This window comes from Sorangium sp. So ce385 (assembly GCF_051474135.1).
Classification (GTDB): Bacteria; Myxococcota_A; Polyangia; order Polyangiales; family Polyangiaceae; genus Sorangium; species Sorangium cellulosum_D.
Window position 1 is genome coordinate 4,154,378 of record NZ_CP150337.1, and the last position, 17,351, is coordinate 4,171,728.

13 protein-coding genes are annotated in these 17,351 nt (G+C 70.8%); 8 read left to right on the forward strand and 5 right to left on the reverse strand.

Annotated features, from left to right (window positions below; all coding sequences use genetic code 11):
* Positions 1-234: 234 nt before the first annotated feature.
* Positions 235-606, forward strand: coding sequence for a hypothetical protein (locus WME83_RS15450; protein ID WP_437320043.1), 372 nt, complete (start codon positions 235-237; stop codon positions 604-606).
* A 136-nt stretch (positions 607-742) separates the two neighbouring features.
* Here the strand turns inward: WME83_RS15450 and WME83_RS15455 are convergent, their stop codons facing one another.
* Together WME83_RS15455 and WME83_RS15460 are read right to left on the reverse strand one after the other, a co-directional pair.
* Positions 743-1,189 carry a hypothetical protein gene (locus WME83_RS15455; protein WP_437320044.1) on the reverse strand — a complete coding sequence of 149 codons (447 nt, stop codon included), beginning with the start codon at positions 1,187-1,189 and terminating at the stop codon, positions 743-745.
* Positions 1,190-1,417: 228 nt separating this feature from the next.
* Entirely contained in the window at positions 1,418-2,149 is a 732-nt protein-coding gene (locus WME83_RS15460) for a hypothetical protein (protein WP_437320045.1), read from the reverse strand.
* Between the two features lie 111 nt (positions 2,150-2,260).
* Here WME83_RS15460 and WME83_RS15465 point away from each other — a divergent pair, with 111 nt between their 5' ends.
* The 6 genes from WME83_RS15465 to WME83_RS15490 all read left to right on the forward strand — a co-directional run bounded on the left by WME83_RS15465 (position 2,261) and on the right by WME83_RS15490 (position 9,579).
* A complete protein-coding gene (locus tag WME83_RS15465) occupies positions 2,261-3,265 on the forward strand; it encodes a beta-ketoacyl-ACP synthase 3 (protein WP_437320046.1) in 1,005 nt (334 codons plus the stop codon).
* A 131-nt stretch (positions 3,266-3,396) separates the two neighbouring features.
* Complete coding sequence (locus WME83_RS15470) at positions 3,397-5,589, forward strand: glycoside hydrolase family 3 N-terminal domain-containing protein (protein ID WP_437320047.1); 2,193 nt, start codon at positions 3,397-3,399, stop codon at positions 5,587-5,589.
* 94 nt (positions 5,590-5,683) lie between these two features.
* The gene (locus WME83_RS15475) at positions 5,684-6,532 is read left to right on the forward strand and encodes an SDR family NAD(P)-dependent oxidoreductase (protein ID WP_437320048.1); all 849 of its coding nucleotides are present in this window, start codon (positions 5,684-5,686) and stop codon (positions 6,530-6,532) included.
* 25 nt (positions 6,533-6,557) lie between these two features.
* On the forward strand, positions 6,558-7,322 hold the full coding sequence (locus tag WME83_RS15480; protein WP_437320049.1) for a hypothetical protein: 765 nt from the start codon (positions 6,558-6,560) through the stop codon (positions 7,320-7,322).
* A 259-nt stretch (positions 7,323-7,581) separates the two neighbouring features.
* Positions 7,582-8,340, forward strand: coding sequence for an SDR family NAD(P)-dependent oxidoreductase (locus WME83_RS15485; RefSeq protein WP_437320050.1), 759 nt, complete (start codon positions 7,582-7,584; stop codon positions 8,338-8,340).
* A 243-nt stretch (positions 8,341-8,583) separates the two neighbouring features.
* Entirely contained in the window at positions 8,584-9,579 is a 996-nt protein-coding gene (locus WME83_RS15490) for an aldo/keto reductase (RefSeq protein ID WP_437320051.1), read from the forward strand.
* Positions 9,580-9,775: 196 nt separating this feature from the next.
* On the opposite strand, the gene WME83_RS15495 is transcribed toward WME83_RS15490, so the two are convergent.
* Entirely contained in the window at positions 9,776-11,395 is a 1,620-nt protein-coding gene (locus WME83_RS15495) for a trypsin-like peptidase domain-containing protein (protein WP_437320052.1), read from the reverse strand.
* 572 nt (positions 11,396-11,967) lie between these two features.
* On the opposite strand from WME83_RS15495, the gene WME83_RS15500 reads away from it, so the two are divergent.
* Complete coding sequence (locus WME83_RS15500; RefSeq protein ID WP_437320053.1) at positions 11,968-14,439, forward strand: substrate-binding domain-containing protein; 2,472 nt, start codon at positions 11,968-11,970, stop codon at positions 14,437-14,439.
* A 48-nt stretch (positions 14,440-14,487) separates the two neighbouring features.
* On the opposite strand, the gene WME83_RS15505 is transcribed toward WME83_RS15500, so the two are convergent.
* Entirely contained in the window at positions 14,488-15,504 is a 1,017-nt protein-coding gene (locus tag WME83_RS15505) for a sugar-binding protein (protein ID WP_437320054.1), read from the reverse strand.
* A gap of 370 nt (positions 15,505-15,874) precedes the next feature.
* Positions 15,875-17,224 carry an RNA polymerase sigma factor RpoD/SigA gene (locus WME83_RS15510; RefSeq protein WP_437320055.1) on the reverse strand — a complete coding sequence of 450 codons (1,350 nt, stop codon included), beginning with the start codon at positions 17,222-17,224 and terminating at the stop codon, positions 15,875-15,877.
* Positions 17,225-17,351 lie beyond the last annotated feature (127 nt).

Genomic DNA, 17,351 nt, shown 5'->3' on the forward strand with positions numbered 1-17,351 from the left:
GGTGGCCGCGGGCTCCGACGGATCGACATCCCCTCGCGGGGTCGCGTGGCCTCGGCGCCGACCTCCGGCGCGAGCGCGGAGGTCGAGCCGAACGAGGGCCATGCATGCGCGATTCCCGCCGGCCGGGAAGGCAGCGCACACACGACATGGCATGCGCCCGGGCCGATCGTCGCGCCCGCGGCGTCAGCGCGGTGCGCGATGGACGGACGGCGCGACTTGCGGCAACCTCGAGGCATGACGACGTGCAGGGATGAAGCTCTTCGCTGGGTTCACCGCTACGCGATCGGCGGCGCCGCGTTCGCCGCGCTCCCGCTCCCGATCTCGACGTCCGCCGGGCTCGTCGCGATCGAGACGCACATGATGTCGATGGTCGGCGCGATCTACGGCGAGAGCGTCGGATCCGTGGCGACGACCGCCGCCGGCGGGAGCTTCGCCATCCTCGGGCAAGGCTTGAAATTCCTCGCCACCCGGGCGGTCGGCTTCGTCCCCCTGGTCGGACCCGCCATCAAGATGGGGATCGCCGGGCTCACGATCGAGGCGATCGGCCGTGGCATCGTGGGGCACTTCGAGCGGAAGTACCCGGGCAAGGTCTTCGAGAAGGCGTGAGCGGTCCGCGCGCGAGCGCCGCGCGAGGACGACGCGCGCGCTCGGCAGCGCGGCGCGCGAGGCGCCGACGCGCGAGGCGCCGACGCGCGGCGCTCCCGGATCGCCCGGGCGCACCGCGCGCCGCTGTCGATGTCCGTCAGCTCCCGCAGCCGGTGCAGGCGAGCGGGCAGGTCCCGTTCTCCGGCTGCTGGCAGTGCAGGTCGGGCGCCTCGGCGCTGGTCCCGTAGTCGCAGCAGATCGTGCCGCCAAGGCAGCACTCCACCCCGCAGCAAATGCCCTCTTCGCACCCGAAGTTCGGATCGCAGGGATCCTTGCACTCGCCCTGGATGCACGCCTGCTCGTCGGGGCAGCGCGTGCCGCACGTTCCGCAGTTCTGCGGATCGTTGGCCAGGTTGACACAGGCCGGTCCACAGCACGAGAGCCCGGCGTCGCACGTGCACGCAACGCCCCCCGCGCCGCCCTCGCCGCCAGCGCTCGTCGTGGAGACGGTGGTGGTGGTGGTCGTCGTCGTCGCCCCGCCCTCTCCACCCGCGCCGCCGCCAGAGGAGCTCGATACGGTGACGTAGATCGGCAGAACGTTCACGGTGCCCGGGTCAGCTTCACATCCAGCAACGGCGAACAATGCGGCCAACGACACCAATGCGGTCACCCGATGACTGGGCATGAGCACCTCCAAGCCGATCATGACACTACCACGGGGGGTCGCGGTCACACGAGAGCCATGGCGCAGCGCGCACCGCGCGCCGCGTTCGCCTGCGTCGCGCGGCGCGGGTCACGCGCGGCGCAGGCGAACGCGGCAGCGCCTGCGACATCAGGGGTTGATGAGCTTGCAATCCGACAAGAGCCCCGTGTTCCAGTCATCGGTCCTGTCGAGCCATGCGCCCTCGCTGGACCAGCGGATGCCCGGCTTCTTCATCTTGCCTTCGACGGTGAAGGTGCACTTCACCGCGAACCGTGCGGACGGCAGCTTGCCCGTGAGGGCGGGCTCGCTCCAGAGGCCGGCGGCGAGGAACTGCTCGCGGTCGGTCGTCGTGTAAGGACGGAGCAACTTCTTGTCGTCCGCGTCCCCCTTGGACCAGCCCTTGGTGGGCGACTCGAACGCGCAGTGCCGGCCGCTGATCTCCTCGGCCGACCAGCAGGCGAGATCCTTGATGTCGCTGGACACGAGGGTGACCTCGACCTGCGCCTTGTCCCCCGGCTTCCTCTTCGGACCGGCCGAGCCGGGCGCGGGCTCGCGCCCGAAATAGGCGAACGCCGCGGCCAGGCCGCCGATGATGATCAGGAACAAGATCATGCTCTTGCCGAGCGAGCCGCCCTGCGGCTGGGCGGCCGCGCGAGGCCGCGCCCCGGGCTTCTTGCCCGCCGGGCGCCGCGCGGCGCCCGCCGGCTTCGCAGGGCGCGAGGCCCTCGCGGGGGCCGCTGCGTCGGCGTGGGCAGCGGCGCGGCCCTCGCCGTCCTCCTTGCTGGTGTCCTGCGCGTCGGCCTCGCCGGAAGGTGCGTCGTCCGTGTCGGGGCGGTCTTTGTCTTCGGAGCTCGTAGCCATCGCGGCGCTTTATGTACCGGAGCGCGTCCGCGACTCAAGCATTCCGTGTACCGGGCTCGGCGCGCGATCGCCCGTCCCAACCCGCAGCCCATGATGTAGGCTGCGCTTCCAATGACGTCCGATGCCAGAAATCCCCGCGCGCGCATCCTCGGCACAGGCCGCTCCCTGCCGCTCGCCGCCCCGGAGGGCGGGGCGCACGCAGGCGCGCCGCCAGCGGACGGCGCCGCGGGCGACGCGAGCGCGGTCGACGAGCGGCGCCGCGGCGCGGCCGGCGAGACGACGAGCGACCTGGCGACGAGGGCGGCGAAGGCGGCCCTCGACGCGGCCGGCCTCGGGCCGCGCGACCTCGAGATGATCATCCTCGCGACGTCGAGCGGCGACGCGCCGATGCCGGCGACCGCGGTGTACGTGCAGCAGAAGCTCGGCGCCGAGCTCATCCCGTCGTTCGACCTCTCCGCCTCGCTGACGGGCTTCCTCTACGGGCTGTCCGTGGCGACCCAGTTCGTCGCGGCGGGGACCATGAAGCACGTGCTCGTGATCGGCGCGGACCTGCTCTCGCGCCGCGTGGATCCGCGCGACCGGGCCTCGGCCCAGCTCTTCGGCGACGGCGCCGGTGCGGTCGTCGTCGGGCCGGCGGCCGGCGACGGGCGCGGGATCCTGAGCGTCAGCCTCCGGGCCGACGGGAAGAGGGCCGACGTGCTCCAGGTCCCCGGCGGCGGATCCGCGGAGCCGCTCACGGTCGAGCGGCTCGCCGACCATCGGCAGTACCTGCGCGTGAAGCAGCCCGAGCTGCGGCAGGCCGTGGAGGAGCACCTCGGCGCGCAGGCGCTCGCGGCGCTCGCCTCGGCCGGGCTCGCGCCCGCGGACGTCGACTGGGTGATCCCGCACCACGCCGACGCCCAGCTCGCCGCGCACCTCGCCGACCGCCTCGGGTGCCCGCGGCAGCGCGTCCTCGGCGCGCTCGACGGCGAGAGCGCGGCCGGCGCGAGCGCCGGCTCGGTCGCGAGCGCGCTCGACGAGGCGCTCCGCGACGGGCGGATCTTGCCCGGGCATCACGTGCTGCTGTGCGCGCTCGGCGGCGGGCTCACGTGGGGCAGCGCGGTCGTCCGCATGTGATTTGACCGCGGCGCGGCCGACATGGGATTGGACCGCGGCGAGGCCGATCTGGGCCCGGAAGGCGCGCCCGTCGAAGGAGCGCGCGCTGCGCTTCGCTGGACGGCGGCTCGAGGAGTCGCTCAGGAGAACTCATGAACGACGCTCCCCTGTACAAAGACGCCAAGCAGCCCGTGGGCAAGCGGGTGGAAGATCTCCTGAGCCGGATGACCCTGGAGGAGAAGGTCGGCCAGCTCATGCAGCTGGACGCGCAGGGGGACCTGGAGGACGCGATCGGGCGGATGAAGGTCGGCAGCCTCCTGCACTGCAACGGGAAGGACGCCGACGCGGCGATCAAGCGCGCGCTGGGCACGCGGCTCGGCATTCCGGTGCTGATGGCCGACGACGGGATTCATGGTCATTCCTTCTGGGCGGGCGCCACGATCTTCCCGACGCAGCTCGGCATGGCGTGCAGCTGGGACAGGGGGCTCCTCGAGCAGGTCGCCCGGGTCACGGCCGCCGAGATGCGGGCCACGGGGCTCAAGTGGACGTTCTCTCCGGTCCTGTGCCTCACGCGCGATCTCCGCTGGGGCAGGGTGGGGGAGACGTTCGGCGAGGATCCCTACCTCATCGGGGAGCTCGCGTGCGCGATGGTCAAGGGCTACCAGGGCAAGGGCCTCGACGATCCGGACGCGGTGCTGGCCACGGCCAAGCACTACGCGGGCTACTCGGAGACGCTGGGCGGCCGTGACGCCTCGGAGGCGAACATCTCGCGGCGCTACCTGCGCTCGTATTTCTTGCCGCCCTTCGAGCGGGCCGCGCAGAGCGGATGCATGGCGTTCATGACCGGATATCAGTCCATGGACGGGATACCGGCGACCGCAAACCGCTGGCTGCTGACCGAGGTCCTCAAGGAGGAGTGGGGCTTCGAGGGCATCGTCGTGACCGACTGGAACAACGTGGCCAACCTCGTGCTCGATCAGAAGGTCTGCAAGGACATGGCCGAGGCGGCCACGGTGGCGATCCGCAGCGGGAACGACCTGATGATGGCGACCCCGCAGTTCTACGAGGGGGCGCAGGAGGCGGTGCGCCGCGGGCTCCTGGCCGAAGCCGAGATCGACGCGGTGGTGCGGCGCGTCCTCGCGCTCAAGTTCTCCCTCGGGCTCTTCGAGGACCCGGGGTACAGCAGCGAGCGGCGGATCAAGGAGGTCATCGGGTGCGAGGCCCACCGGGCGCTCAACCTGGAGGTGGCGCGGGCCTCGCTGGTCTTGCTGAAGAACGACGGCCTCTTGCCGCTCGCGGACGGGGCGGGCGCGGGGCCGAAGCCCCTGCGGCGCATCGCCGTGATCGGCCCCAACGCCGACGACCCGATCGCCCAGCTGGGCGACTGGTCGCTCGGGTCGGGCCAGATGAGCGGCGGCAACGGCCCCGAGCACCCCCGCTCGAGCATCGTCACGATCGTGGACGGGATCCGGGAGCTCGCGCCGCCGGGGTGCGAGGTGGTGCATGCGGCAGGCTGTTCGGTGGTCAGCGAGGACGAGTCGGGCATCCCTGCGGCGGTGGAGCTCGCCCGGGGCGCCGACGTGGTGGTCCTGGTCCTCGGGGACCGGATCGAGTTCATCGGCGAGACGAAGAGCACGGCGACCCTGGAGCTCATGGGCGGGCAAAAGGCCCTGGCGGACGCGATCGCGAGGACGGGCGTCCCCACCGTCGCGGTCCTCGTCAACAGCAAGCCGCTCGTCCTGCCGCGCTCGGTGCTCGGCGTGTCGGCCATCGTCGAGGCGTTCAACCCGGGGATGATGGGCGGGCGGGCCGTGGCCGAGGCGCTCTTCGGGCGGATCAACCCCTCGGGCAAGCTGACGATCTCGTTTCCCTACCACGTGGGCCAGCAGCCCGTGTTCTACAACCAGGCCCGCGGCCAGCACGGGAGCCGTTACGCCGACCTCACGCAGGAGCCAGCGTTCGCCTTCGGCTTCGGCCTGAGCTACACGCGCTTCGCCTATGCCGACCTGAAGGTCCTGACGCCCAGCGTGGGGCGAGACGGCGTGGCCTCGTTCGAGGTGACGATCACCAACGCTGGAGAGCGCGAGGGGGTCGAGATCGCCCAGCTGTACATCGAGGATCTGGTGACGTCGTCCACGTGGGCGGTCAAGGAGCTCAAGGCGTTCCGCCGCCTGAGCCTGGCCGCGGGCGAGGCGCGCGCGGTGCGGTTCGAGCTCCCCGCCTCGGCGCTGTCGATCATCGACGCGGAGGGGCGCCGCGTGGTGGAGCCGGGGGAGTTCCGCGTCCACATCGGATCCTCGTCCCGGCCGCAGGACCTGCTGAGCGCCGGCTTCGCCGTCGCATAGCCGCGCGCCGACCTCGATCCAAAAGGCCGCGTGGTAGCATCGATCGCGCGGCCAGCGCCGGGTAGGGCCCCGGCGCTCGAGGAGGCGAGGGACGATGACGAAGCGGGTGGCGCTGGTGACGGGCGCGAGCACGGGGATCGGCCGGAGCGTGGCGGAGGCGCTCGCGCGGAACGGCTATGTGGCCTTCGCGGGCATGCGCGATCCCGAGGGCAAGAACCGGGCGGCGCGCGACGAGGTGGCCGGCCTCTCGGCCGCCGGTGTGCCGATCGAGGCGATCGCGCTCGACGTGACGGACGACGCGTCCGTCGCCGCGGCGGTCGCGACGGTGGTGGAGAAGGCCGGGCAGATCGATGTGGTCCTGAACAACGCGGGCAACAGCCTGATCGGGCTGACCGAGTGCAGCAGCGTCGATCAGCTGCGGCGGCTCTTCGACACGCACGTCTTCGGTGCGCAGCGCGTCTGTCGCGCCGTGTTGCCGCACATGCGCCGGCGCAAGACGGGGGTGCTCGCCTTCACGTCCAGCATGGGGGGGCGCATCCTCATGCCGAGGTCGACGCACTACTGCGCGGCCAAGGCCGCGATGGAGATGATGGCCGAGGGCTACAAGATCGACCTCGGGTCGTTCGGGATCGACGTCGTGATCCTGGAGCCGGGGCTGGTCCAGACGAAGATCTTCCACAACATGTGGCTGCACGACGACGAGGCGCGCGCCGCCGAGTACGGCGAGCTCGACGGCGTGATCCGCGCCACGCTCGAGGCGGTCAAGACGCTGACGGGGCCCGACCCGGCGGAGCTCGCGGGCGTGCTGCTGAAGCTCCTCGAGATGCCGCACGGCCAAAGGCCGCTGCGCACGACGTTCGGCATGGACGCGGCGCTGGTCGGCCCCGTGAACGTCGCCGCGGAGGAGGCCAGGCGGGCGCTGTTCGCCATGTACGGGGCGTAGGCGACCTCCGCGGGCCGGCGCCATCATGCTGAACCTCCTCCTCCAGCTCTCCCCGCTGCGCCCCGCCGTCCGCGTCGAGACCGTCGAGCGGCGCGACTTCGACGACCAGCGCCTGCGCGAGCTCCACGCCCTCTCGAACGCGCTCATGGCCGAGCGCTTCGAGCACTTCTGCGTCCACGCCAGGACCAACGACGTCGTCCATGTCTTCCGCCGCGTCGACACGGGCGCGATCGTCGGATTCCAGTTCTGGAAGACCGCGCCGCTCGGCTTGCCTCGCAGCCGGGCCATCGTCGGCGGGAAGCTGCGGATCGCGCCCGACTTCCGGACCCGCGGGCTGCACCTCGCCTCCGGCCTCCTGTTCTTGCTCGAGACGAAGCGCCGCGCGCCGCGGACGCGCCTTTACCGGCTCTCGATCGCCAGCCTCTTCGGCTTCGTCTCCATCACCGAGGCGCTCGCGCGCTACGAGATCTTCGATCCGAAGCGGCGGAGCACCGCGGAGGACGAGGCCGTGCGCGAGGCGTTCCTCCGGCTCGCCGGGGAGAGCAACTACCACGTCGACGACGAGACCGGGCTCTTCCTGGTCAACATCTTCATGACCGAAGAGACGCTGAGCCGCTATCCGCCGCGCTACTTCGACCGCCCGGCGGCGAGGCGCTACGCCGCGGTCAACCCGGGCTTCCGCACGAACGGCTGCTACGCCGGCTTCTGGTTCCGCTTCACCAGCGACAACCTCCTCTCCATGACCCGCGCCGTCGCGAGGAGGCTCTTCCGGAAGGCCGCCCCCCGCTGATCCAAGCCGCGCGGCGCGCGGGCTGCTCCGCCCGCAGCACGGCGGAAGCAGCCTGCTGCCTGCGAAGCAGGCGGGCGCCGGGCCCGCTTTCGTCGCGGGCGCCGCCAGGAGCGCGCGCCGGGACCAGGACCGGGCGAGGCGCGCGCTCGCTCCCCGGATCGAACGTGCCAGACGAGCATGGAACGAGACGTGCCCTTGCGCGGCTCCCGCCACGTACGAGGCCGCGGGCGTCGTACGTGCGAAGGAAAGGGGACTGATCGTGGATCTCGAACTCACCGGCAAGCGGGCCATCGTCACCGGCGGCAGCCGCGGCATCGGCAAGGCCATCGCGCGCGAGCTCGCGCGCGAGGGCGCCGACGTCGTGATCGCCGCGCGCGGCAAGGACAAGCTGGAGGCGACCGCCGCCGAGCTCTCGGCGGAGACGGGCCGCCGCGTCGTCCCGCTGGTGGTCGATACCGGCAACGAGACCTCGGTCAACGCGCTCGTCGAGCGCGCCGTCGCCGCGCTGGGCGGCGTGGACATCCTGGTCAACAACGCCGCCTTGCCGGGCGGGATCTCGCCCGCCACGCGCCTCGAGCAGATCGTCGATGCGCAGGTGATCGAGGACATCAACATCAAGGTCGTGGGCTACCTGCGGACCGCGCGCGCCGTCGCGCCGCACCTCATCGCGAACGGCTGGGGCCGCATCATCAACATCGGCGGGCTGGCCGTGCGCAAGACCGGCCGCCCGGTCGCCACCCTGCGCAACGTCGGCGTGGCGGCGATCACGAAGAACCTCGCGGACGAGCTGGGCCCGAAGGGGATCAACGTCACGGTCGTGCACCCCGGCGCGACGCGCACCGAGCGCGTCCGGCCCGAAGCCGAGAAGGATCTCGCCGCCTCGGTGAGCATCGGCCGCATCGTCGACGCGCGCGAGGTCGCGTGGGTCGTCACGTTCCTCGCCTCGCCGAGGAGCGTCGCGATCAACGGCGACGCCGTCGTCGCCGGCGGCGGCAGCGTCGGGCCGATCTATTACTGATTCGCCCGCTCGGCCGGCCACGGGCTCGCGCGCCGAGCGGCGCGGGTCCCTGGCCAGATCGACCACAGAGCCACGGAGAGCACGGGGATCGTTCTCTCCCCCTCCGTCTCTCCCTCTGTGCCTCTGCGGCCGATCTCTCTCATCATTCACACCGCTTCACCCCGCTCGGCGTGCCCGATTGACGCCCCGAGCCGCCCTGTCTGAAACTGTACGGGCCAGCCCCCGAAGAACCCACGGAAGACCATGAGCATCCCGACCACCCGCCTCGGCCGTACCGGCCTCACCGTTTCTCGCCTGTGCCTGGGCACGATGACGTTCGGTTTCCAGACGGACGAGGAGACCTCCCGCGCCATCCTCGATAAGGCCGCCTCCGCCGGCGTCAACTTCCTCGATACCGCCGATGTCTATCCGCTGGGCGGCGGCCTGCCGACCGCGGGGCGCACCGAGGAGATCGTCGGCCGCTGGCTCAAGGGCAAGCGCGACCGCTTCATCCTCGCCACCAAGTGCGTCGGCCGCGTCGGCCCGAACGAATGGGATCAGGGCGCCTCGCGCAAGCACATCCTGGACGCCATCGACGCCTCGCTGCGCCGCCTCGGCACCGACTACGTGGATCTCTATCAGCTCCACTCCGACGATCGCGACACACCGATCGACGAGACGCTGGAGGCGCTCGACGCGGTGGTGCGCTCCGGTAAGGCGCGGTACATCGGCGTCTCCAACTACCTGGCCTATCGCCTGGCGCGCGCGCTCGGCCGCGCCGACGTGCGCGGGCTCACGCGGTTCGTGTCCGTGCAGCCGCGTTATGCGCTCTTGTTCCGCGAGATCGAGCGCGAGCTGCTCCCGCTCGCGCAGGAGGAGGGCCTCGGCGTGATCCCGTACAACCCGCTCGCCGGTGGGCTCCTCACAGGCAAGCACCGCCGCGGCGAGCCCACGCCGGGCACGCGCTTCACGCTGGGCACGGCGGCGAGCAACTACCAGCAGCGCTACTGGAACGAGCGCGCGTTCGCGACCGTCGAGAAGCTGCAGGGCATCGTCGCCGAAGCCGGCCAGTCGCTCACGACCGTCGCCGTCGCGTGGGTGCTCGCCAACCCGGCGATCACCTCGGCCATCATCGGCGCCAGCCGGCCCGATCAGCTGGACGCCACGCTCGCCGCGGCCGAGCTCGCGCTCGATCCGCAGCTGAAGGCCCGGCTCGACGAGCTGACCGCGGAGTACCGCCGCGGCGACTCGCCGCGCTGAGCCGCGCCCTCGCGCGGCTTCCAGTCCGCGCCGGCGCGCGGCTTGCGCCGGGCGAGGGCCGCTCACGGCGCCGCATCTCCACATCAGCCGTGCTCGGCAGCAGCGTTAGCCGCCGTGCTGGAGGAGCTCGCTCTCCGTGGAGCATCGCGCCAGGCGCGGCCGGTAGCTCGCCGCAGGCGCACGGCACGACGCCAGATCAATTCTTCGCTGGGCCACCGTACCAGATGATGTCGCTGTCCCCATCGTTGTTGAAATCTCCGCTCACGCCGTGGTACTGGCCGCTCACCGTGTGCGCGCTCCAGGAGAACCAGCCGGTCCCGTTGGACGACCAGATGCCGTCGGCGACGCTCCCGGGCGCGTACCAGAAGATGTCGTCGCCGTGCTGGCCGTCGAAGTTGCCGACGAACGGCATGTAGTAGCCGCCCACGGACACGCTCACCTTGTTGAAGAACGTGCCGTTCGACCACCAGAGGCCGCTGCTGGCGCTCCCGGGCGCGTACCAGAAGATGTCGTCGTCGCCATCGTCGTCGAAGTCGCCGGCTATCGGGAAGTAGTCCCCGCTGACCGTGTCAGGGACCATGGTGAAGCTCCCGCCGTTGGACCACCAGATCCCATCCGCGCGACCTTTCCTTCCGTACCAGAAGATGTCGTCGTCGTCGTCACCATCGAAATCACCGGCGACGGGGATGTAGTCGCCGAAGACGGTCTTCGACTCCGATGTGAACGTCTGGTCGCCGTCGGACCACCAGATATAGTCGGCCTTCTCCTCGGGGCCGTACCAGAAGATGTCATCTCCGTGCTGGCCGTCGAAGTTGCCGACGAACGGGACATACAGGCCACCGACCGTGACGCTCTGCTCGGTAAAGGCTCCGCCGGTGGACCACCAGATAAAATCGGCGCCGCTGCCTCGCCCGTACCAGAAGACGTCGTCATCACCATCGCCGTCGAAGTCGCCGGTGAACGGAATGAAATGGCCCCTCACGGTGAGGCTATTCTTGGTAAACGTGTTGTTCCCGTTGGAGAACCAGATGCCATCGCTGCCGAGGTTCTGGAGCGTCGTCGAGTGATCGAGCAACGCGGTCATCTTCAATGCTGAATTGGCACCGAATGGAAAAACCGGATGGCATCCGCCGTCCGTGTTGACTCCGATGAGCCGCCCTGCGCTGTCGAGCACGCCGGCCCCGGGGCTTACGAACGTCGTGTCCGCCCGATGCTGGAACCAATTGTCACCCACGGTGGAAGCTCCGGCTTCAGATCCGGTGCTGACGCGCTTCGCGATCCCGTTCACATCATCCGGATGCGAGATGACCGTGAGCAGCTCACCGCCGCTCGGGTCGCGGTCGAAGATGCGCGCCGTGCCGTAGCGGTCCGCCGCAGGGAGATCGAGCCGCACCAACGAATAATTGTAGTTGGCGTCGTCTTGCTGCTCGACGACCTCGATCACCTTGAATTCATCCCCCGCCTTCATCACCCCCGTCTGGGCGTCGACCTGGTAGTTGAACGAGACCGTGTCGCCCACCTGGTAATAGCAACTGCCCGTTGAAAGGAAGAGGTTGCGGGCGATGAGCGTTCCGCTGCACCTCGAGGGCACGAGGCCCACGGGCATCTCGTGCTGGTCCACGAACGCCTGGGTCACGCCGAGCGTCCCGTCGTAGAGCTCGACGTCCTGCGGGTCCCAGAAGCCGCACTGGCTCTCCATCGTCGCGACGGCCGTGGGCTCCTCGGGCAGAGGGGAGGCGCACCCAGCCGCCGCTGCAAGGCAGGTCAAGGGAAGGAAGAGAGAGAGAGAGGTTCGAGGATGAGCAAGTATCTTCATGGTCGTTGTTCCTCAATGCGCGAGGATGCGCAATGGCTTGCGCTCCCGCGGTGTGCGCGGTCGCGGCGCGTGCACACGGATCCGACGCCTGGGCGCCTTGATCCGTCATGCTGTCGACGTCCAGCGCGCGCGCCTGGTAAGCATCCGCCATGCCGGTGACCCCTCGACCGACATGCAGCGGTTTCATGGGATCAGCCGGTCACGATCCGACGCTCGTGCGAGCCTGCCCGCGCAGGCAACTTGCGCTGGAGTTCGCTTGCCGAAGCGCTGTAGCCGCCGCGCCGTTCCGTGGCGACCGGCCTCACGGAGCCAGTCGTCGCGCTGGCACGCTGGCACGCTGGCACGCTGGCACGCGGGTACGCTAGGAACCGGACGTGAGGGACGTCACGTTCCCATGATGCCTGACCCCGCAGATCACCGGCGTGGATGCCCTGCGCGGAGGACGCCGCGCAGAGGAAGCGAACGGCGCCCAGAGGCGGCTTGGTCACCCCTTGACAAGATGCCGTCCGATCACGCCCACTGGCGCGAAGCCGCGCCGTCGTCGGGGTGGGGTGTGGGGGTACGCAAGGCGCATGGTCACCGGTCTCGATCTTCACGCAACCCTGCATCACATCGTGATCGACGCCGTGGGCACCGTGCCCTCCGCGCAGCGCGGGAGCCTCCTGGTCCGGGACGGGGAGCAGCTGGTCTACAAGGCCTCTGTCGGCCTCGCTGGCGTGCTGGCGAGCCCGCAGGAGGTCGTCGGCGGCGCGGGGCCGGCCACCGTGATCGCGACGCTTTCGAGGCACGACTCCGCGGACAGCGCGCGGGTCATGGCGGCCACCGACTGGTACCGCGAGCACCTGCCGGGGGCGTCGGCGCTGCACCTCGTGCCCGCGGGCGCGATCGTGGTCCTCACCCCGGTGCGCGTGCAGGGACAGACGATCGGCGTGCTCGCCGTCGAGCAGCCGGACGGGCAGGCGCCTTCCGGCGAGCGCTGGGCGCGGCTCCTCGCGCTGGCCGAGCGCGCCGGCGCGGCGCTGGAGCGGCGAGAGCTCTACAACGACAAGGCGCGGTCGGCCCAGGAGGTGCGCGTGCTCGAGGCGGTGCTGAACGCGGTGGCCGCGCAGACCAGCACGCATGAGCTCGTCGAGATGATCTCGAAGGGCATCAAGAGCGTGCAGCTCACGCCGCAGTGGCGCTCCGTGCACCTCGTCCTGCTGAGCGGCGCCCCCTCCGGGGGCGCGCGCGGCGACGCCGCGGCCCGCGAGCTCCGCATCTACCATGTCCCGCACCGGTCGCCGTTGTCGTTCTGGAACAACGTCCGTGATGGCGCCCTCACCGCGGGGCGCAGCGTCGGCCTCCACGTCGACGTCCGCAACGCCCCCGCCCACAGCGCCGTCGAGCAGCGCGGGATCCTCGAGGATGCCATCGACCGGGGCGTGCACGGTATCGCCGTGGCGCCGATCACCCCGGAGGTCCTCGAGCCGGCGATCCGTCGGGCGGCGGAGGCCGGGATCCCGGTGGTCACGATCGACACGCCGCCCGTCGAGGGCAGCTGCGCTCAGGCCTACATCGGCACCGACAACGTGGCGGCGGGGCGGCTCGCTGCGGAGATGATGGCCCGGCTGCTCCCGGGCGGAGGCAAGATCGGCGCGCTGACGTTCTGGCTCAGCGCCATCAACAGCCGCGAGCGCATCGAGGCGTTCCGTGCGGCGGTCTCCGGCACGCCCTTCGATCTGCAGCCGCCGGCCGAGGACCGGTTCGACATCGAGCTCGGGAAGCGGATCGCCCGGGAGGCCGTGCAGGCCGGAGGAATCGCCGGCGCCCTCGGCGTCTGCGCCGAGAACGGCCTGTCGTGGGGTGCGGCCGCGAGGGCGCTGGGGCGGGCGGGGGAGCTCAAGATCGTCGCCTTCGATCTCCTCACGGACACGCTCGAGATGCTCCGGGAAGGGACCGTCCACGCGGTCCTGGTCCAGCGCGAGCACGAGATGGGCTACCGCGCGGTGCGGGTGCTCCACGACACGTTATCGAAGGGCGCCGAGGCGGCCCTGGCCGGGCTGCCCACGCGCTCCGGCTCCGCGGGAGGGGCCGCGCTGCGCTTCATCGACACCGGCATCGACGTCGTGACCATCGAGCGCACGCCCTGGTCGCTCCCCCTCTCCGATTACCTGGCCCTGGACGCGAACCGCAAGGCGGCGAGGCGAAGGGAGCAGCTCCCCTACGAGAGCCGCGAGAAGGAACTGCTCCTCGTCACCGTGGACGCGGGGAGCGAGGGGTACCGCGAGGAGCGAGCCCCCCTCGACGCGAGGTCGATGGTCGGGCGGGTGCTGAGCACCGGCCGGCCGATCATCGTCGATACGCACTCGAGCGAGCTCCGCGACGCGCCCGATGTCGTCGAGGCGCGCGGGAAGGGGGCGCGCACCCTGGTCGGCGTCCCGCTGCTTGCCCACGGGTCTGCCTTCGGCGCCCTGGTCCTGGAGAGCGAGCGCCGGGCGGCGTGCTCGCTCGACGACCTCACGATGATCGAGCGCGTCGTCGACACGATGGCCGTGGCGATCGAAAACGCGCGGCTGGTTCACCGGATCACCGAGCGGACCCATGAGCTCGAGCACGCGAACCGGCACCAGGAGTCGCTGCTCGACACGATCCGCGAGCTCTCGAGCCCGGTCGTGCCCATCGCGCGGAACATCCTCGTGATGCCGATCGTCGGGACGATGGACGCGCAGCGATCCGGCCGCTTCATCGAGTCGATGCTGCAAGACATCACCGATCACCACGCGCGCGTGGTGCTGGTCGACGTCACGGGGATGGCGTTCCTCGACGCCGCGTCGGTGGAGCACCTCCTGCGTGCGGCGCGAGCGGCGCGGCTGCTCGGCGCCGAGGTCGTGCTCGTCGGCGTCTCGCCGGCTGCGGCGCGGCTGATGGTGGAGCAGGGCGTGGATCTCGGGAGCCTGATCACCCGCTCGACCCTGGAGCTCGGGTTCGCTTACGCTCTGTCGAAGACCGGCGGCCAGATCGTCTATCGCCGCGCGCGCACCTCCAGCCCTTCTGGGCCGAGCTGAACCGGGACGGCCAGGAGAGGCCCTCGCCCGAGCCGCGGGGGGAGCGGGCTACTTCTTCATCTCGGCGAGCGTGGCCTTGAACTGCGCGACGTTCTCCTTGTTGATCACGTCGACGCCGGTGTCGATCACCTTGTTCGGGGGGATGGCGGCGATGGCCGCGTCGCCCTTGGTCGCGAGGTCGTGGAGCCACTTGCTCCCCAGGTAACCGAACTGGAACGGCTTCTGCACGACGGTGCAGGCGACGGTGCCGTTCTCGATGCCGGCGAGGGTCGCGTCCTCCTCATCGAACACGGCCGGGAGGACCTTGCCCTTCTTCCCGAGCGCCTCGACGGCGGCGGCGATGGCCGGCCCATTGTACGACCAGAGGCCGATCGCGACGTTGAGGTCCGAGTGGGCGTTGATGATGTCCTCCACGTTCGAGCGCGCCTTGGCGAGATCGGTGTTGTCCTCGCGCTTGTCGACGAGCTGGATGTTGTGCTGGGCGACAACGTCCTGGATGCCCTTGAGGCGCTGGGCCGCGTTGTCGACCGCGAACATGCCGACGAAGGCGGCCATCTTCCCGCCGTTCGGCAAGAGCTTCACGATCTCGTTGCCGAGCACCTTGCCGGCCTCATAGTTGTTCGTGCCGATGTAGAGCAGCCGGTTCGACTTCGGGGCGTCGGAGTCGAACGTGATCAGCTTGACCTTCTCCGCCACCTTGTTGAGCACGGTCACCTGATCGTCCGGCGCCAGGACGCTCACGCCGATGGCGTCGTAGCCCTGGCTGGCGAGGCTCTCGAGGAGCTGGTTCTGCTCCGTGGGCGTGCTGACCTGCGGCACCTTGATGTCAACTTGGATCTTGGCCTCTCGCTCGTATTTGTGGACACCGGCGAACGCGATTTTCCAGAAGTCGCTGGACCCGTTCGTCACGAACGCGATCTTGACGACCTCGGTCGTAGCCTCTTTGCCGTTGCCTTTGCTGCCGACCTCGTCCCCACCTCCCTGATCGCAGCCTGCGATCAACGCCATGGACAGCATGGCGAACGCTGCACACGCGAGCTTCCAGAGATCCTTTTGATCCGTCACGGCAGTTCTCCTCGGTTCGTCCGCGCCAAGCGTGCGTCGAGACGACGTCGCTGATCCGCGACATCGGTGATGCCCCAGAGCGATGCTAGCGACTCACCTCGCCGATGTCGCGCCTCGCGTAAACGACCCAGTCCGATCCTCGAGGCGACGCGCCGCTCCACCTGTTCCGGATGGCTGGTGGGCGAGCCTACCAGCTCTAGAAGACAAGTGAGGTGAGGTACATGGGATGTGCGGTGCGAATCCCCTGATGGTGGGGTTGCTGCTGAGGATGTGTCCGCGAGGCGGCGACGTGGTGCGCGCGAGGCGCACCGAGGGCCAGAGCGGGAGCGCGCGGAGAGGCGCTGAATTGGACCGTGTTGCGCTGCCGGCCCTAACCCCCGAGCGGGGTGTCGAGCGCCTGCCGGCGCGACAGGGTCCGCAGCTTGCTCAGGGCGTTCTCCTCGATCTGCCGCACCCGCTCCCGGCTCACCGAGAACATGCCGCCGATCTCGGCGAGCGTGTGCGTCTGCTCGCCGTCGAGGCCGAACCGGAGCCGCAGCACCTCGCGCTCGCGCGGGGTCAGCGACTGGAGCAGCGAGCGCACCTGCGTGTGCAGCCGCCGGTGGACCAGGAGCTCGTCCGGCGCCGCGTCGCCGCTCGCGAAGAAGTCGCCCGCGCGCGCGCCGTCGTCGTCCCCGGCCGGAGCGTCCAGGTACACGAGCGGCAGCGCCAGCTCCCGCAGCGTCTGGATCTTCTCCATCGGCAGCCCGCTCCGCTCGGCCACCTCCTCCGGCGCCGCCTCGCGCGCGTGCTCCTGCTCGAGCTCCTTGCGCGCTTGCAGCGCCCGGCGCCGGGTCTCGGCGAAGTGGACCGGCACCTTGATGACCTGGCCCTGGTAGATCAGCGCGCGCGAGAGCGCCTGCTTGATCCACCAGGTGGCGTACGTGCTGAACCGGTACCCGCGCCGGTAGTCGAACTTCTCCGCCGCGCGCATCAGCCCGAGGTTGCCCTCCTGGATCAGATCGAGCAGCGGCACGCCGCGGTGCTTCAGCTGGCGGGCGGCCGACGCCACCAGGCGCAGGTTCGCGCGGACGATCTCGGCCCGCGCTTCCGCCGCCGCGCGGCGGGCGTCGCGCATCGCCGAGAGCGTCCCCTCGATCGCCGCCAGCTCGGGCCCGCCGGCCGCGGCCTCGGCCTCGCGCAGCGCGCGCTCGATCCGCTCCTCCACCGCGGGGCCCAGGCGCGCGTCGGTGAGCCCGGCCGAGAGCTCGGCCCGGGCACCGCGTGACGCGGCCTCGCCGGCCTCGGCCGCGGACCGCGCGAGCCCGAGCAGCCGCGCGAGCCGCGCCGACGCCGCGTCGCGCGCCTCCTCGTCCGCGTCCGCGTTCAGCAGCACCTCGCCCGCGGCGACCCGCCCCGCCCGGAGGTCGTCCGCGAGCGCCGCGAGCTCGCGCAGCGCGACGGGCGACGCCACCCAGGCCTCGATGCCCGCGCGCTCCGCCGACTCGATCCGCCGGCCGAGCTCCACCTCGAGATCCCGGCTGAGCGGCGCGTTGCGCGAGATCTCCTGGAGGTAGATCTCGGTCACGTCCTCGCCCGGCGGCGCGGCTCGCTCGCCCGAAGGCGCGTCCCATCGAGACGGCAGGGCTGCGCCGAGCCCGGCGTCGAGCTGCACCTCGTCGCGAGCGTCCCTCTCTTCCCTCATCGTCGTTCCGGTCTCGCCCGCCAGGAGCGAGCTCATGGGCTTCTCCTTCATCTCGATCGCTCCACCATGGGGCCGTGCCGCGGTGGTCCACCCGGCTGCGCGCCGGAGCGCGAAGCCCTGGAGGCAATCCCCAGGAGGAACCACGAGCCGACGCCGGCCGTGC

What these genes read in the sequence shown, in the direction of transcription:
- WME83_RS15465 (WP_437320046.1), top strand. Translation starts at nt 2,261, where the DNA reads ATGACGTCCGATGCCAGAAATCCCCGCGCGCGCATCCTCGGCACAGGC.
- WME83_RS15480 (WP_437320049.1), top strand. Translation starts at nt 6,558, where the DNA reads ATGCTGAACCTCCTCCTCCAGCTCTCCCCGCTGCGCCCCGCCGTCCGC.
- WME83_RS15470 (WP_437320047.1), top strand. Translation starts at nt 3,397, where the DNA reads ATGAACGACGCTCCCCTGTACAAAGACGCCAAGCAGCCCGTGGGCAAG.
- WME83_RS15495 (WP_437320052.1), bottom strand. Translation starts at nt 11,395, where the DNA reads ATGAAGATACTTGCTCATCCTCGAACCTCTCTCTCTCTCTTCCTTCCC.
- WME83_RS15500 (WP_437320053.1), top strand. Translation starts at nt 11,968, where the DNA reads ATGGTCACCGGTCTCGATCTTCACGCAACCCTGCATCACATCGTGATC.
- WME83_RS15490 (WP_437320051.1), top strand. Translation starts at nt 8,584, where the DNA reads ATGAGCATCCCGACCACCCGCCTCGGCCGTACCGGCCTCACCGTTTCT.
- WME83_RS15475 (WP_437320048.1), top strand. Translation starts at nt 5,684, where the DNA reads ATGACGAAGCGGGTGGCGCTGGTGACGGGCGCGAGCACGGGGATCGGC.
- WME83_RS15450 (WP_437320043.1), top strand. Translation starts at nt 235, where the DNA reads ATGACGACGTGCAGGGATGAAGCTCTTCGCTGGGTTCACCGCTACGCG.
- WME83_RS15460 (WP_437320045.1), bottom strand. Translation starts at nt 2,149, where the DNA reads ATGGCTACGAGCTCCGAAGACAAAGACCGCCCCGACACGGACGACGCA.
- WME83_RS15510 (WP_437320055.1), bottom strand. Translation starts at nt 17,224, where the DNA reads ATGAGCTCGCTCCTGGCGGGCGAGACCGGAACGACGATGAGGGAAGAG.